This is a genomic window from Dactylosporangium siamense (genome assembly GCF_016862795.1).
Lineage (GTDB): Bacteria > Actinomycetota > Actinomycetes > Mycobacteriales > Micromonosporaceae > Dactylosporangium > Dactylosporangium siamense.
This window is the reverse complement of sequence record NZ_BONQ01000042.1, coordinates 43,188-59,883: the sequence shown is the minus strand read 5'-3', so window position 1 is coordinate 59,883 and position 16,696 is coordinate 43,188. Positions and strand designations below refer to the sequence as shown.

At 70.0% G+C, this 16,696-nt stretch carries 9 protein-coding genes; 7 read left to right on the top strand and 2 right to left on the bottom strand.

The genetic code is table 11. The annotated features are described in order from the left end of the window. On the bottom strand, nucleotides 1–1,208 hold a 1,208-nt coding region (locus Dsi01nite_RS13840; protein ID WP_203846532.1), incomplete at its 3' end, for an outer membrane protein assembly factor BamB family protein. Nucleotides 1,209–1,422: 214 nt separating this feature from the next. Here Dsi01nite_RS13840 and Dsi01nite_RS13835 point away from each other — a divergent pair. Next, on the top strand, nucleotides 1,423–3,633 hold the full coding sequence (locus tag Dsi01nite_RS13835) for a choice-of-anchor J domain-containing protein (protein ID WP_203846531.1): 2,211 nt from the start codon (nucleotides 1,423–1,425) through the stop codon (nucleotides 3,631–3,633). A gap of 49 nt (nucleotides 3,634–3,682) precedes the next feature. On the opposite strand, the gene Dsi01nite_RS13830 is transcribed toward Dsi01nite_RS13835, so the two are convergent. Then, nucleotides 3,683–5,443 carry a galactose-binding domain-containing protein gene (locus tag Dsi01nite_RS13830; RefSeq protein ID WP_203846530.1) on the bottom strand — a complete coding sequence of 587 codons (1,761 nt, stop codon included), beginning with the start codon at nucleotides 5,441–5,443 and terminating at the stop codon, nucleotides 3,683–3,685. A 219-nt stretch (nucleotides 5,444–5,662) separates the two neighbouring features. Between Dsi01nite_RS13830 and Dsi01nite_RS13825 the strand changes: the two genes are divergently transcribed. The 6 genes from Dsi01nite_RS13825 (at nucleotide 5,663) to Dsi01nite_RS13800 (ending at nucleotide 16,655) form a co-directional block, all read left to right on the top strand. Then, entirely contained in the window at nucleotides 5,663–7,153 is a 1,491-nt protein-coding gene (locus Dsi01nite_RS13825) for an MFS transporter (RefSeq protein WP_239135881.1), read from the top strand. Nucleotides 7,154–7,195: 42 nt separating this feature from the next. Next, a complete protein-coding gene (locus Dsi01nite_RS13820) occupies nucleotides 7,196–8,479 on the top strand; it encodes a cytochrome P450 (protein WP_203846529.1) in 1,284 nt (427 codons plus the stop codon). A gap of 215 nt (nucleotides 8,480–8,694) precedes the next feature. Next, complete coding sequence (locus Dsi01nite_RS13815; protein WP_203846528.1) at nucleotides 8,695–12,537, top strand: PA14 domain-containing protein; 3,843 nt, start codon at nucleotides 8,695–8,697, stop codon at nucleotides 12,535–12,537. Continuing rightward, a complete protein-coding gene (locus tag Dsi01nite_RS13810) occupies nucleotides 12,500–14,698 on the top strand; it encodes a glycosyltransferase (protein WP_308442047.1) in 2,199 nt (732 codons plus the stop codon). The genes Dsi01nite_RS13815 and Dsi01nite_RS13810 overlap by 38 nt, the downstream gene beginning before the upstream one ends. Continuing rightward, on the top strand, nucleotides 14,695–16,215 hold the full coding sequence (locus Dsi01nite_RS13805) for a glycosyltransferase family 39 protein (protein WP_203846526.1): 1,521 nt from the start codon (nucleotides 14,695–14,697) through the stop codon (nucleotides 16,213–16,215). Before Dsi01nite_RS13810 ends, Dsi01nite_RS13805 begins: the two co-directional genes overlap by 4 nt. Further along, nucleotides 16,212–16,655: a GtrA family protein gene (locus Dsi01nite_RS13800; RefSeq protein ID WP_203846525.1), complete on the top strand. Its 444-nt coding sequence runs from the start codon at nucleotides 16,212–16,214 to the stop codon at nucleotides 16,653–16,655. Before Dsi01nite_RS13805 ends, Dsi01nite_RS13800 begins: the two co-directional genes overlap by 4 nt. Nucleotides 16,656–16,696: the final 41 nt, after the last annotated feature.

The window sequence follows — 16,696 nt, the reverse complement described above, 5'->3', positions numbered from 1 at the left end:
CCCCGCCGCCACAGGCGGGTCCGGCCGTCCGCGTCGACGCAGACCAGGCCCAGCCCGGTCGGTCGCGGCCCGCCGGCCAGGCAGCGGACCTGGGCGCCGGGCAGCGTGCCGAGCACGTCGAGGCGGCCCAGGGTCAGGTCGACGACGCCGGCGGTGCCGCCCCGCTGCACGACGGCGGCAACCGAGCCGTCCACGGGCGGGAGGAGCCGCCAGCCGGGCAGCGGCCGTTCCTTCCCGTCGCTCCACCGCACGATCCGCGGGCCGGCGTCGATCGCGTAGCCCGCCCCGGAGATCGGCTGCCGCAGCGCACGCACCGTCCACCGGGTCCGGCCGGTGCCCGGGTCGAGCGCGGCTGTCGTGCCGCCGTCGGTGGTGGTCACGCACAGCCACGGGCCGCAGACCGCCGCGGTCCCGTCCAGCGGGACGGTCCACGCCGGCCTCGGGGCGCCGTGCGGCAGGCCGGTGAGCAGGCCCGGCCGGCCGGGGTCGGGCTGGTCCGCCGCGATCACGCTGCCACCCGCGGCGAGCAGCAGCGACGTCTCGGTGACGGTCCCGCCGCCGATGCGTCCGCCGCCGTTCATGGTGTACGTGTCCAGGGCGCCCGCCTCGTCGACCGCCGCGAACCAGTCCCCGCCGGCCACGACCAGCCGCCCGTCCGGGAACCGCACCGTCCACCGCGGCCGGCCGTCCGCCGGGTCGACCGCCGCCAGGCGCTGCACCCGGCGGCGGGCGCCGCAGTCCGGGCCCTCGGCGAGCAGCAGGTCGCCGCCGGCGGTCACCGCGTGCGGCGCGCCGGGCGCCGTCCACAGCGGATCGCCGGTGGCCGGGTCGAGGCGGTCCACGGACGGGGCGTGCTGCGGGTCGCACGGCTGGTGGGTGACCAGGACCGCGTCGGCGACGACGAGGAGATCCGGGTCCGGGCCGGCCAGGGGGCGGCGCCAGCGTTCGGTGCCGTCGGACCAGGCGTACGCGGTCACGTTCCAGGCGAGGGTGCCGTTGCCCCGCAGCACGTAGAACGCGTCCCCGGCGCCGGCCAGCCGCATCGTGCCCGGCGGGAGCTGGACCACCGGCGCCAGCGGCGGGGGCGGGCGCAGTTCGAGGACGGCCGGCACGACGGCGGCCAGGACGAGCGGCACCGCCCACCACGGCACCCGCCGCCGCGGCACGGCGGGGCGCGGCCGCACCGGCGTGGCGTCCAGGTCGATCACGGGTCCCACGGTATGCGCAACCGCTGCCGACGGAATCAGTGCATTGACGGCATCCGATGCAATCGATCCCTCGTCTACACCCTCGCACTTCGATGCGAACCTCGCCGATGGAACCCGCGGCGATACTGTGCGTTGTCAATATCATCACGGGCGGTCTGCCCGTTTCCGGTCACGGTGACCCCGCCCGGCGTGCAGACCGACTTGAGGAGGCTTCATGGTGCGAAAACGCCTGGTCACGACCGCGGTCGTCGTCCTCGCCGCGCCGGTGCTCGTCGCGCTGCCGGGTTCCCCGGCCTCGGCGGCCCCGGTCAAGGCGCCTGCGGCGTCCAGTGCGAGCACGGCGTCCGACACGCGGCACCTGACCCGCACGAACTTCACGTTGGACGGCAAGCTGGTCGACACGTCGAAGATGGCCAAGCCATCGGCGCGGCGGGCACTCGCCGCGGGGGAGACCCCGACCGTCGGCACGGTCCGTCAGTGGCTGGGTTCGGACGACTACCAGGGCCGGCTGTACCGCAAGGACTACGTCCTGCGCGGGGTCGGCGAGCACATCGAGGTCTGGGTCGCGGTCGACACCTCGTTCCCGGCGGGCGACTGCCGCAACGCGGTGCCGAACACGACCACGGTCACCGACGCTCAGGTGGCGAACTTCATCCACGAGTTCGACACCAACATGTACCCGAAGGAGACCGCCGCCTTCAGCACCCCGCCGGACCGGGACGGCAGCAACGCGCTGCTCGGCCCGGACGCCAACGGTAACGGTGGCGTGTACACCGGCGGCGGCGAGAAGACGGTGACGCTGGTCGACAACGTCCGGGACGACAACTACTACACGTTCCCGGCCGCGACGACCTACATCGCCGGCTTCTTCTCGACGCAGTTCAACGAGCTGTTCGACCGCAACGTCATGACGATCGACGCGTTCGACTGGGAGCACCGCACCGGTGCCAACCCCGTTGACGCGCCGTCCAGTGACGTGTGCGTCAGCCGCCCGGCCAGGCCGACCCTCTACGAGGGCACGTTCGCGCACGAGTGGCAGCACCTGCTGCTGTCCTACGTCGACCCGAACGAGACGACCTGGATGAACGAGGGTCTGTCCGACTTCGCGCAGACGCTCACCGGCTACGTCGACGGCACCAAGACGGTCTACGACAAGGGTGGCGACAGCCACCTGTACTGCTTCCAGGGTTACGGCCCGGTGCAGACACCCTTCAACCCCAACCCGCGTGACTGCGGTGGCTCCCAGAACTCGCTCAACCTCTGGGGTGAGGGCGGCAGCGGCGCCGGTGTGCTCGCCGACTACGGCAACGCATACCAGCTGATGCTGTACCTCTACGACCACTACGGTCAGGACATCATCGAGAAGCTGCACCGCGACGCGGGTCTGCAGGGTCTCGCCAGCCTCGACGCCGCGGTGAAGGCCGAGGGCGCCAAGGACGTGTACACGGTGCTGCACGACTACCAGTCGTCGGTGCTGCTGGACAAGCTCCTTGACGACTCGCGGTTCAGCATCGTGCTCGGTGCGGACAAGAAGAAGGTCACGTCGAAGAGCGTCCGCTCCTCGGTCAACCTCGCGAACACGCAGAGCTACAGCGTGCCCGGAGCGGCGCCCAACGGTGCCGACTACGTGCTGCTGCAGAAGAACGGCACGGCCATCAAGGGCAAGGACCTGCGGTCCTTGAAGTTCTCGGGCGCCGCCCAGCTGCCGGCTCTGCCGCTGGCTTGGACGCTGGTGAACAACGACCCCGACCGGCCGGGCAACTCGGTGCTGTTCTCGGGCAACGCCAACAACACCGACGCCACCGCGGTCCTCCCGGTGACGGTTCCGGCCACCAACGCGACGCTGTCCTTCCAGGCGAAGTACGGCGCCGAGCTCGGTTACGACTACGGCTACGTCGTGGTCTCCACCGACGGTGGCACGACCTACACCGCGATCCCCGGTGACCGGACCGTCGACGCGCCGCTCGGGCCCGGCCTGAACGGCACGACGACCGGCTTCGAGGCGCACAGCTACGACCTGTCCGCGTACGCGGGCAAGTCGATCCTGCTGGGCTTCCGCTACGTCAGCGACGGCGGTGTCAACGAGGGCGGTCTGCTCCTCGACGACATCACCCTCGGCGGCACGCTGCTGAGCGACGGGTCCAGCCTGGCCCCGTTCGACTCGCCGACGGAGATCAAGCCGGTCGCGGTCAAGAACTGGCACGTCAAGCTCGTCGGCATCGACGACGCGAACCACCTCGCCTGGCAGTTCGAGTTCACCGGGAAGAACACCGTCTCGCTGAACTGGATCCAGCTGGCGCTGCTGTCGCTGTTCCCGAAGGTCGTGGCGGTCGTCGCCTACGACGAGCCGACGGAGCAGGTCCAGCAGTACGCGCCGTACACCCTCACGGTGAACGGCGTCCTCCAGCCGGGCGGCAGTTCCTGACGCTGCGCTGACACGGTGACGGGCACCCCATGGGGTGCCCGTCACTGCGTTACCAGCCCACGGCCACCAGCAGCCACTGCGGGTTACCGTGCGAGACGAACGACGACTGGCCGGCGTAGTCGTCGTACGGGAAGCCGTACGACAGCTTGTCGATGGCGTGGTCGTGCCAGAACTTCGCGTAGTAGTTCGCCGGCGCGGCCTGGTAGTACAGGCTCGGCGTCGACCACTGCGACTGCGGCAGCTGCCGCACGTGCCGGTTGAGCGCCGCGCAGTTCGCCGGGTCGTTGGCGAGGACCCCGGCGCAGCCGAAGACGTCCGACGTCGGGGCGTTGATGCCGTACTGCGAGGCGTAGGCGGTGAAGTAGTTCGCGTTGACGCCGCCGGTGCGGAACGTCGGGTCGCTGCCCGGCGCGATGATCCGGTAGGGCGCCTGCGACTGGGCCAGGACGTCGAACTGTGCCGGGACCTCGTCGATGAACCGCTGGAACGTCGTCGCCCGGCTCTCGGCGAACGTCGCCTGGTCCTCGCCGACCTGCACGTCGTAGCCGTCGCGGGCGTGCAGCCGCATCGCCAGCTTCAGGCCGAAGGCGTCGACGCGGGTCGTGTTGCCGTTGAAGACCGCCGGCCCGACGGTGAACTCGATGAAGTCGTAGTACTGGCTGGTCGGGCTGCCCAGGTAGAAGTACATGCGGCCGGCGGAGTTGGCGGGCATGTCCAGGTAGGGCTGCTCGGCGATGCTGTGCGTCTGCCCGTTGAAGCTCCAGTACACCTGGCTGTCCGGGTACTGGCCGTTGGTGCGGTTCAGCACCTTGACCATGACGACGTTGGCCGGGTTCGGGATCGTGGACGTGTCACCCCAGAACGACCCGGGCGGCTGTGAGGTCGGCGGTTGCGAGGTGGGCGGCTGCGACGTCGACCCGCCGGTCGTGCGCACCTGCAGCTCCCACAGCGAGTAGCCGTAGGCGGTGGCCCGCGCGGTGCCGTTCATCCGCACGTACCGGGCGCTGCCCGACACGGTCAGGGTCTGGATGCCGCCGGTGCCGGTCGTCGTGGAGTAGGCCGTCGTCCAGGTCGTGCCGTTGGTGGACAGCTGGATGGTGAACGACGTGGCGTAGGCGGCCTCCCAGTTGAGCACCACCTGGCAGATGGTGGCCGTCGCACCCAGGTCGACCTGGATCCATTGCGGGTCGCTGAACGCGCTGGACCAGCGGGTGCCGGTGTTGCCGTCGGTCGCGAGGGCCGCGCCGGAGGCGGCGTTCTCCGTCGACGACGCGGTCGTGGGCCTGCCCTGGGCGGCGTTCGCGGTCCCGCACCCGGTGCCGCCGATCGTGCCGAACACCTGGAACTCCCACAGCGAGTAGCCGTAGGCGGTGGCCCGCGCGGTGCCGTTCATCCGCACGTACCGGGCACTGCCCGACACCGCGAGGGTCTGGATGCCGCCGGCGCCGGTGGTGGTCGAGTAGGCCGTCGTCCAGGTGGTGCCGTTGGTGGACAGCTGGATGGTGAACGACCGCGCGTAGGCGGCCTCCCAGTTGAGCACCACCTGGTCGACGGCGGCGGTGGCGCCGAGGTCGACCTGGATCCACTGGGGATCGCTGAACGCGCTGGACCAGCGGGTGCCGGTGTTGCCGTCGGTCGCGAGGGCCGCGCCGGACGCGGCGTTCTCGGTCGACGACGCGGTCGTGGGCCTGCCCTGGGACAGTAGCGGGCCGGCGGCGCTGGCCTCGGAGGTGACGGTGATGGCGACGTACCCGGCGATCAGGGTCGCCACGAGCAGGCCGGCGAGGCGCCGGCCCTTCAGTCTGCGCATGGGTCTCTCTCCCTGGTGAAGGGTGTGGTCGACCGGCGCCGCACCACGTCGATGCACCGGGAGGGCGGTTGCCGGTGCTGGCGGGCGTCGGTCGCGAAGCGGGAAGAGAGCGCTCTCTCGACACTCAGAGTGGTCGATCCATGCGAGGGCGTCAAGGGCCGCGTTTTGAGGTTCGCCGATGGGGGCACGGGGCTGGGAGGGAATCCTGGGAGGTGCACCTTGTCCGACACGCAGTCCGCCGCGGCCTCGACCGGCGGCATCATCCGCAGCCTCATCCCCGCCCGGATCGACCGGTTGACCTGGGCCCCGTTCCACACCAGGATGGTGCTGGCGCTGGGCACCGCCTGGGTCCTCGACGGCCTGGAGATCACCATCGCGAGCGCCGTGGGTGCGGTGCTCAACAAGGAGGAGACCCTCGGTCTCAGCAGTACCCAGGTCGGCGCCATCGCGACCGTGTACCTGCTGGGCGAGGTCTTCGGCGCGCTGTTCTTCGGCCGCCTGTCCGACGCCCTCGGCCGCAAGAACCTCTTCGTCGTCACCCTCGGCGTCTACCTCGCGGGCAACGCCCTGACCGCGCTGACCTGGGGCAACGGCACGCTGAGCCTGGTCTTCCTCTACCTGACGAGATTCATCGCCGGCGCCGGCATCGGCGGCGAGTATGCGGCGATCAACTCGGCGATCGACGAGATGATGCCGGCCAGATATCGCGGCCGCGTCGACATCGGCGTCAACGGCACCTACTGGGGCGGCGCGATCATCGGCACCCTGGGCACGTACATCCTGCTCAACCACATCTCGCTGAACATCAGCTGGCGGCTGGGCTTCCTGATCGGGCCGATCATCGGCCTGGCCATCTGGAGCCTGCGCAAACACCTGCCGGAGAGCCCACGCTGGCTGGTCATGCACGGTCGCGAGCAGGAGGCCGAGGAGAGCATCGCCTCGATCGAACGTGACGTCGAGCGCTCCGGGCAGACCCTCGCCCCGCTCGACGAGAGCAAGGCGATCGAGATCCGGCCGTCCGCGTCGCACGGGTACCTGTCGCTGATCAAGGTCCTGTTCCGGCAGCTGCCGTCCCGATCGGCGCTGTCCGCGACCCTGATGATCACGCAGTCGTTCCTGTACAACGCGATCTTCTTCACCTACACGCTGGTCCTGGCGAAGTTCTACGACGTCGACGCGGAGAAGACCCCGATCTACCTGATCGCCTTCGCCCTCGGCAACCTCGCCGGCCCGCTGCTGCTCGGGCACCTCTTCGACTCGATCGGCCGGCGCAAGATGATCACCGGTACGTACGTGCTGTCGGGCGTGCTCCTGGCGATCTCGGCGTGGATGTTCGACGCGGGGATGCTCACCGCGGTCACCCAGACCCTCGCGTGGTGCGTCATCTTCTTCTTCGCCTCGGCCGGCGCCAGCTCGGCGTATCTGACCGTCAGCGAGATCTTCCCCCTCGAGATCCGGGCCCAGGCGATCGCGGTGTTCTTCGCCATCGCCCAGTGCTTCGGCGCCATCGGGCCGATCTTCTACGGCTGGCTGATCGGTGAGGGCGAGGACCCCGGCAAGCTGTTCATCGGGTACCTGATCGGTGCGGCCGTGATGATCATCGGTGGGGTGGTCGAGTGGTTCCTCGGGGTCGACGCCGAGGGCAAGTCCCTTGAAGACGTAGCGGTCCCCCTCTCGGCGGTCACGACCCGTCCCCGCGCCACGGGCTGAGGTGGTCCCGGTTCCACCGCAGTGCTGGTACCGTTCAGTACCATGAGCGGAACGGCACTGCGGTGGGCCACCAAGCACGGCTTCGCGCGGATGGGAATCAGTTCCGCGGCCCGCAAGGGGGACGTCCAGGCGCGGTACTTCGTCGATCCCGAGGTGCGCGCGGATCCCTATCCCTTCTACGACCAGATCCGGGCCCAGGGCCCGCTCGTGCGTGGCAGCCTCATGTGGGCCACCGCCCGGCACGACGTGGCGTCGGCCGTGCTGCGCAGCGACGCGTTCGGGGTCGGCTTCAGTGACCGGCGGCTGCCCGCCCCGGTCGCGCTGTTGTGGCGGCTGGCCCGGCGCACCGCGCCGATCGGCCCGGTCGACCCGCCGTCGATGCTGGTGACCGACCCGCCGGACCACACCCGGTATCGCCGCCTCGTCTCGAAGGTCTTCACGGCCAGGGCGATCGAGGCGCTGCGGCCCAGGATCGAGCGGACCGCCGAGGAGCTGCTGGACGGGCTGGGGCCGCGGTTCGACCTGGTGGAGCGCTACGCCGCGCTGCTGCCCGTCACCGTCATCGCCGACATCCTCGGCGTCCCGCTGAGCATGCGGCGGCAGTTCCTGGACTGGGGGACCGCGGCCGCGCCGACGCTCGACCTGGGCCTGTCCTATCGGCAGTACCGGCGGACCGAGATCGGCATCCGGCGGAGCAACGCCTGGATGCGCGGGCACTTCGAGCGGCTCCGGAAGGCGCCCGGCGACGACCTGCTCAGCCAGCTCGTCCACCTGGAAGGGGAGCAGCTCACCGACGACGAGCTCCTCGCCACCGCCGGCCTGCTCCTCGCCGCGGGCTTCGAGACGACCGTCAACCTCCTCGGCACGGGTGCCGCGCTGCTCATGACGCACCCGGACCAGCTCGAGGCCCTGAAGGCGGACCCGGGGCTGTGGCGGGGTGCCGTGGAGGAGATGCTGCGCTACGACTCGCCGGTGCAGAACACGGCCAGGGTCTGCCAGCGGCCCGTCGAGATCGCCGGCACCGAGCTGAGGCCCGGGCACGTGGTCGTGCCCATGCTCGGCGGCGCGAACCGCGACCCCGCGGTGTTCACCGACCCGGCCCGCTTCGACGTCACCCGGTCCAACGCCCGGGACCACCTGTCGTTCTCCGGCGGCGTGCACTACTGCCTCGGCGCCGCGCTCGCCCGCCTGGAGGGCGAGGTGGGTCTCAAGACGCTGTTCGATCGGCACCCGGACCTCGCCATTGACGGCACCCCGCGCCGCCGGCGCACCCGGGTGCTGCGCGGTTACGCCTCGCTACCGGTGGCGGCGTCAGTGACTGTTTAGCCTCCGGCATGTTTCCGGAAGAACAATTTCGCCGCATTCCTGTGCGACCGCGAAATGAACGGCGGCGGCGAAACAATGCCGACGCAATTTCGTCACCGTTCATTCGATGAATCGCTATTGCCGCATCACACAGCGACCCGAGGATTCACGCCGAGGGACGACTGTGGGGTGGGGAATTGCGCAAGTGCCTGGCTTTTGTCGCATTGCTGACGCTGGTGGCATCACTGGTCGGTCCGGTGCCGCCGGCCGTCGCGGCGACCCCGCCCGGATTCACCACACAACTGGTCCTCGGGTCGGGACTCGACGGCCCTTCCGGATTCGAGATCGCCCCCGACGGGCGCATCTTCATCCTGGAGCGCACCGGCAAGATCAAGATTTTCAAGGACGGCCGGCTCCTCCCCGAACCCTTCGCTGACCTGCCCTCGGAGGCATCGGGGGACCGGGGACTCATCGGCGTCGCATTCGACCCTGGGTTCGGCGTCGCCAACCACTACGTCTACTTCTATTACACCGGTCACGACCTGCTGAATCACCTCGTGCGCTTCGACGCGTCCGGTGACATCGGCACCGACGGGCCGTTCACCATATTCCAGACCCAATCGCCGTCGCAGTTGCTGCACGTCGGTGGGAGCATCAGGTTCGGGCCGGACGGAAAGCTTTACTTCGCCGTCGGCGACAATGGCTATCCACCGAACGCACAGGATCTGACCAACCCACACGGCAAGATCCTGCGAATCAACCCGGACGGCACCATTCCGCCCGACAACCCATTCGCCGGGCAGCCCGGAAAACTCGGCGCGATCTGGGCATACGGCTTCCGAAACCCGTGGCGGTTCCAGTTCGACAGCGCCACCGGCCGGCTCTACGGCGGGGACGTCGGGGACTACACGTGGGAAGAGCTCAACCTCATCGTCAAGGGCGGCAACTACGGCTGGCCGGTCAACGAGGGCCGCTGCACCGCGACCTGCGCCGGCTACCGGGACCCGCTGCACGCCTACAACCACGACGGCGGCAGCGGCGCGGTCACCGCCGGCCCGGTCTACCACGGCACCCAGTTCCCCGCCGAGTACCAGAGCAGCATGTTCTTCGGCGACTACTCGCGCGGCTTCATCAAGCAGGCGCTGCTCGACGACGCCGGCCAGATCACCCAGGTCAAGGACTTCGACCCGGAAGCCGGCAGCGTGGTGGACCTGAAGGTCGGGCCGGACGGCTCGCTGTACTACATCACGTACTTCCCGGGCCAGCTGTACAAGGTCTCCTACAGCCTCGCCGGCAGCGCGCCCGTCGTGCGCGCCACCGCGGACTCCACCGGTGGGCAGCAGCCGCTGACGGTGCACTTCAGCAGCGCCGGCACCAGCGACCCCGACGGCGACGACCTCACGTACCACTGGGACCTCGGCGACGGCACGAGCAGTACCGCGCCGAACCCCACGAAGACCTACTCGACGGTCGGCGTCCGCACGGTGACGCTCACCGTCTCCGACGGGCAGAACACCGTCGCGTCCAAACCGATCGTCGTGCAGGTCGGCGCGCCGCCCACCGTCCAGGTCGCCGCGCCCGTCGACGGTGCCCTGTACACGTCCGGCGACACGATCACCTACAACGCGTTCGGCACCGAGGCCGCCGGCTACGACGTCAGCGACGGCGACATCAAGACCGAGGTGTTCCTGCACCACAACACCCACATCCACCCGTTCGTCGGGCCGCTGACCGGCCGGGTCGGCACGTTCACGATCCCGGTCACCGGCGAGGCGTCCGCGGACACCTGGTTCGAGATCAAGGTGACCGTCACCGACCGCAACGGGCTCACCAGCGCCAAATCGGTGTTCATCTACCCGCGGACGTCGCTGATGACGTTCAGGACCAACCCGCCGGGCCTCGGGCTGACCCTCGACGGGGTGCCGATCGCGACCCCGGACACGGTCCACGGCGTCGTCGGCTTCAAACGGGAGCTCGCCGCACCGCCGTCCCTGCAGGGCGCGGACGGCAACATGTACCACTTCACCGGCTGGTCCGACGGCGGCGCGATCCGGCACTTCATCACCACGCCGCCCACAGAAGAAGCGCAGTCGGCGACCTGGACCGCGAACTACGCGCCGTCGGCGCCGTTCCTCGGCGAGTACTTCAACAACAAGGAGCTGGCCGGCCCGCCGGCACTGACCCGGCAGGACAAGAAGGTCGAGTTCATCTGGGCCGACGGCCCGCCCGGTCCCGGGGTCAACGCCGACAACTTCTCCGCCCGCTGGTCCAAGACGCAGTACTTCGCCGCCGGCCGGTACCGCTTCACGATCGCCTCCGACGACGGCGCCCGGCTGTTCCTCGACGACGAGATCGTCATCGACCAGTGGCACGACCAGGGCACGACCGCCTACGACTACGTCGCCGACCTCGCCGCCGGGCCGCACAAGGTCCGGATGGAGTTCTTCGACACCGCCGTGGACGCCACCGCGACGCTGTCCTGGGACACGACGCCGGACCAGCCCCGCGACGAGTACATCGCGGAGTACTGGAACACCCCAGGCGCCGGTTCCGCGCCGACGCTCCCGGCGACGCGGCCGCAGCTCATCCGCAGCGAGACCGGCGTCGACCACGACTGGGGGCTCGGCTCACCGGACCCGGTGATCGACGTGGATCACTTCGCCGCGCGGTACACCCGCTCGGTGACGCTCGCCTCCGGCTACTACGACTTCGTCACCACCACCGACGACGGGGTCCGGCTGTGGGTCGACGGGCAGAAGGTCATCGACCACTGGGGCGACCAGGGCGTCACGCAGTACACCGCCCGGCTCGCGCTCGGCGGCGGCGCGCACACCATCGTCATGGAGTACTACGAGAACGGCGCGGGAGCCGTCGCCCGCCTCGCCTGGGACCGGGCCGGTGACCTGCCCCCGGCGCCGCCGTGGAGCGCGAGCTACTGGAACACGCCCGGCTCCGGGTCGCAGCCGTCGATCCCGTTGCGCGCGCCCGACCTGCAACGGACCGAAACGGCGATCGACCACCCGTACGGCGACGGCGGCCCCGGCGACGGGATCGGCGACGACCACTTCATCGCCGTGTACACCCGCACCGACGTGCTCCCCTCCGGCCTGTACCGCTTCAGCGGGGCCAGCGACGACGGCGTCCGCGTCTACGTCGACGACCAGCTGATCCTGAACAAGTGGCGGGACCAGAACGAGGAGTTCACCGCCGACAAGCTGCTGCTCGGCGGGCCGCACGCGATCCGCGTCGAGTACTACGAGAACGCCGCCGGCGCCCGGCTGCAGTTCGGCTACCGGCGGGTCGGCGACGTCACGTCACCGCCCGGCTGGGATGGCGTCTACTACCTCGGCACCGACCTGGCCGGCACCCCCGCGATGCTGCGCCAGGACCCGGGCGTCGACTTCGACTGGGGCCTCGGCGCGCCCGGCCCCGGCGTGCCGGCCGACGGCTACTCGGTCCGGTGGACCCGCACGGACAACCTCGCCGCCGGCGTCTACACGTTCAAGCTGCTCGCCGACGACGGCGTCCGGCTCTATGTCGACGGCGTGCTCGTCCTGGACGAGTGGCGCGACCAGCCGCCGTCGACGTTCGTGGTCCAGCGCAGCCTCGCCGAGGGCGCCCACGTCATCGTCGTCGAGTACTACGAGAAGACCGGCGGGGCCATCGTGCGGCTCAGCTACGACAAGACCGCCGACCCGCCGGCCCCGGTCCCGTGGACGGCGTCCTTCTACAGCAACACAACCGCCACCGGAGCGCCCGTGCTGACCCGGCAGGACCTGGCCATCGACCACGACTGGGGCGCCGAGGCCCCGGCCGAGGGCCTGCCCGCCGACGGGTTCTCCGCCCGCTGGACCAGGACCGACCACCTGCCCGGCGGCACGTACCGCATCACCGCCACCAGTGACGACGGCATCCGCGTCTCGATCGACGGAGCCGTGGTGATCGACGGATGGTCCGACCACCCGCCGACCACGTACACGTTCGAAACCGCCCTGGCTGAAGGCGATCACACCTTCACCGTCGAGTACTTCGACAGCGGCGGTGGCGCACTGGCGCGCTGTTCGGTCATCCGGTTGTGAATCTGTGTTGAAGGAGAACCACGTGACCCCCACGGCCCCTGTTTCACGCGCCCGTGCGACACCTGCGGTGCTTTGCACCATCGTCATCCCCTGCCGACATGAGGAAGACAACGTTGGACCTTTGATCGAGCGGTTGGCGGCGGTACTGCACGACGTCGAGCTGTTGTTCGTCGACGACAGCGACAACGAGCACACCGTCGACGCGATCGCCCTGGCGGCGGCCCGATTGGAGCGCGACGACCTGCGGGTGCGGGTGTTCCACCGCACCGGCGGTCAGCGGGTCGGCGGGCTCGCCGGCGCGGTCGTCGACGGGTTCCGGCGGGCCCGGGCCGTGAAGGCCCTGGTCATGGACGCCGACCTGCAGCACCCGCCGGAGCTGGTCCCTTCGATGCTGGCCGCGCTCGACGAGGTTGACCTCGTGATGGCGAGCCGCTATTGCGAGGGTGGCAGCAGCGGTGGCCTCGATGGGCCGCTGCGGCGGTTCGTGTCGAGCGGGTCGACGCTCCTGGCGCGGGTGGCGTTTCCGTTCGCGCTGCGCGGCGTGACGGACCCCATGACCGGATTTTTCGGGGTTCGTCTCGACAAGATGGACACCGACAAGCTGCGGTCACGGGGCTTCAAGATCCTGCTGGAGATCCTGGCCCGGTACCCCCGACTCCGCCGGACCGAACTGCCGCTGGACTTCGGGCAGCGGCACGCCGGCGCCAGCAAGGGCGACCTCCGGCAAGGGATGCTCTATCTGCGCCAGCTGCCCTGGCTGCGGCTGGTCACCTGGTTCGGCACGCCGGTGCTGCGCTGGGCCGCGCTGCTGGGCGTCATCGGCGCCGCCACCCTCGCGCTCGCCGTGTCGCCGCTGTCCGGCGCCGCCGTCCTGGCGCTGCTGGTGACGGTTGTCGCCACGTACAACACCGTCGTCGGTGCCCTCGAGGTCCGGTGGCGGCTGTACGGCTGGCGCACCCCCGAAGCCGTCGAACAGATGCGGTGGCCGGCCGCGGTGCCCGACGAGATCAAGGAACGCTTCACGATCATCGTGCCGGCGCTCAACGAGGAGTTCGTCATCGCCGGCACCCTGCGGCACCTGCTCCAGCAGGACCACGACGACTACGAGATCCTCGTGTCGCTGTGCGACGGCGACGACGCGACCATCGCCGAGGTCCAGCGGGTCCAGGCCGAGCACGACCCGCACGGCCGGGTCCGCACGGTGGTGCGCGCGTACACCAGATCCAACAAGCCGCGGCAGCTCAACGCGGCCCTGGAGGTCGCGACCGGCACCGTGATCGGCGTCGTCGACGCCGAGGACGACGTCGCCCCGCAGCTGCTGACCCGGGTCAACACGCTGTTCGGCAGCACCGACGCCGACGTCGTGCAGGGCGGCGTGCAGCTGATGACGCTCGGCACCAGGGTCCGCGACTGGTTCAAGGTCCACAACGTGATGGAGTACTTCTTCTGGTTCACCAGCCGCATGTTCTACCAGGTGCGGACCGGGTTCGTACCCCTCGGCGGCAACACCGTGTTCATCCGCCGGCAGCTGCTCGAACAGGCCGGCGGCTGGCCCGACAACCTCACCGAGGACTGCGCGCTCGGGGTGCTGCTGTGCACCCGGTACGACGCCCGCGTCGTCGCCGCCTACGAACCGGAGCTCGCCACCCGCGAGGAGGTGCCGCAGACCATCGGCAGCCGCCGGTCCGGGTCGCTGTTCTGGCAGCGGGTCCGCTGGAACCAGGGCTTCCTCAGCATCCTGCTCGAAGGCCGCTGGGCGACCCTGCCCACGCTGCGCCAGCGGGCCCTCGCCGGGTACATCCTGGCAACCCCGTTCCTGCAGGCCTTCTCCGCGCTGCTGCTGCCGCTGTCGGTCGTCACGATCCTCTGGCTCAAGGTGCCCGTCTTCGTGGCGATGCTGATGTACGCGCCGTTCGTGCCGATCATCATCACCCTGGCGACACAGATCGTCGGGCTGCGCGAGTTCGCTCGTGCGTATCGGCAGAAGGTCCTGTGGCGGCACTACGCGTTCCTGCTGTTCGGCGCGCCCGTCTACCAGTGGGTGCTGATGGGTGCCGCGTTCTGGGCCGTGTGGCAGCACGTCGACGGCAACACCACCTGGCACAAGACCGCCCACGGCGGCCACCACCGTCCGCTGGCTCTGGAAGGCACCCCCGCATGACCGCGGTCCTGGAAATCGAGCGCAGCCCGGTCCGCGCGCCCGTCGCCGTTACGGTGCGGGAGTCGCGCTGGCGACATCACCGCAGGTCGCTGTACGTCCTCACCCCGCTGCTGGTCCTCGCCGGGTTCGTCAACGGCTGGAACCTGCACGGCTGGCCCGGCCGCATCAACGACGACGAGGGCACCTACGTCAACCAGGCGTGGGCGATGCTCGACCACGGCGCCCTGTCGCACTACACCTACTGGTACGACCACCCGTTCCTCGGCTGGGCCATCATCGCCGGCTACGCGGGCGTCACCGACGGCTTCGACCGCGCACCCAGCGCGGTCATGGTCGGCCGCGAGGTCATGCTCATCTCCGCGCTGGTCAGCTGCGCCCTGCTGTTCCTGCTGGCCCGGCGGCTGCGGCTGAACCGGGCCTGGTCCGGCGTCGCCGTGTTCGTCTTCGCGATCAGCCCCCTCGCGGTCTTCTTCCACCGCATGGTCTTCCTGGACAACCTCGCGACCATGTTCACCATCGCCGCGTTCGCCGCGGCCGCCTCACCGCGGCGCAGCGTCGGCGCGTCGTTGTGGACCGCGATCTGGTTCGCCTCGGCCGCACTGTGCAAGGAGACCATCGTCATCCTCCTGCCGGCCCTGGTCTGGCTGCTCGTCCAGCACACCTCGCGGCGCACCCGCGTGTGGAACCTCGGTGTGTTCTTCGTGTCGTTCGGTGTACTGGTGGCCTCGTATCCGGTCTTCGCGCTGCTGAAGAACGAGCTGCTGCCGGGCGAGGGGCACGTCAGCCTGACCTGGGCGCTGTGGTGGCAGGTGTTCGCCCGCCGGGGCAGCGGCAGCCTGCTGGACCCCTCGTCCGGCACGTACAGCCTGGCGAAGTCGTGGGTCGACCTCGACCCGTGGCTGCTGCTGCCCGGGGTCGCGCTCATCGCGGTCGGCCTGGTCGTGCGCCGGTTCCGGCCGGTCGCGCTGGCGCTGCTCATCCAGGTCGTGATGATGTGCCGCGGCGGCTACGTGCCGTTCGCCTACGTCATCGCCCTGCTGCCCTTCGCGGCACTGCTCATCGCCGGCGCCGGCGACGTGGCCTGGTCGCGCTTGTCGCGCTTTCGCCTTCCGTCCGCCTTGGCAGCCGGTGCACTGGCGGCCCTGCTGGTCCTGCCCGGCTGGGTCACCACCCTGCGGGACCAGGCGAAGGTCGACGGCAGCGCCGACTCCCGCGCGGCGACGCAATGGATCATCGACAACGTGGCCCGGGACGCGGTCGTCGTCACCGACGACTACATCTGGATGGACCTGAAGCTCGCCGGGTTCACGAAACCGGTCTGGCTGTGGAAAGTCGACACCGACCCCGCCGTCATGGCCGACATCCTGCCGGCCGGCGTGGCCAGCATCGACTACATCGTCATCGCCAAACTGGCCGGCACCACCCTCGCCGAACTGCCCACCATCAAGCAGGGCATGGTCGAGTCGACCGAGGTGGTCCGCTTCGGGGAGGTCGTCGTCCGGAAGGTGCACGCGTGAAGGCCCTGCTGGGCATGGCGAGGTTCCGCGCCCTGCTGCGCGTGGCGGGCTTCGGCGCCGTCGGTGCCTCCGGGGTCCTGCCCAACCTCGCCGTCATGTGGCTCCTCGTCGACCACTGGCACCTGCACTACCTGCCGGCGGCCGTGGCCGCGACCGAGGTCGCCATCTGCTGGAACTTCGTCCTCGTCGACCTGGTGGTGTTCCGCAGCCGCCGGGGCCGGCACTGGGCCGGGCGCTTCGGCCGGTTCGTGGTCCTCAACAACCTCGACCTGGCCGTCCGGCTGCCCCTGCTGGCGCTGCTGGTCTCCTGGGCGGGCGTCAACGAGCTGGTCGCCAACCTGGTGACCCTGGTGCTCGCCTTCGGCCTGCGGTTCGGCATCACCGACCGGTTCATCTACCGGCCGGCGTCCATCCCTTCGCCGGTCGCCGAGACTGTTTGACGGCGGTCGCCGAGTTTGTTGACGCCGGTTGCCGAGACTGT

Coding starts and splice junctions, on each gene's coding strand:
- Dsi01nite_RS13830 (WP_203846530.1), bottom strand. CDS start 5,443: ATGCGCAGACTGAAGGGCCGGCGCCTCGCCGGCCTGCTCGTGGCGACC.
- Dsi01nite_RS13805 (WP_203846526.1), top strand. CDS start 14,695: ATGACCGCGGTCCTGGAAATCGAGCGCAGCCCGGTCCGCGCGCCCGTC.
- Dsi01nite_RS13820 (WP_203846529.1), top strand. CDS start 7,196: ATGAGCGGAACGGCACTGCGGTGGGCCACCAAGCACGGCTTCGCGCGG.
- Dsi01nite_RS13835 (WP_203846531.1), top strand. CDS start 1,423: ATGGTGCGAAAACGCCTGGTCACGACCGCGGTCGTCGTCCTCGCCGCG.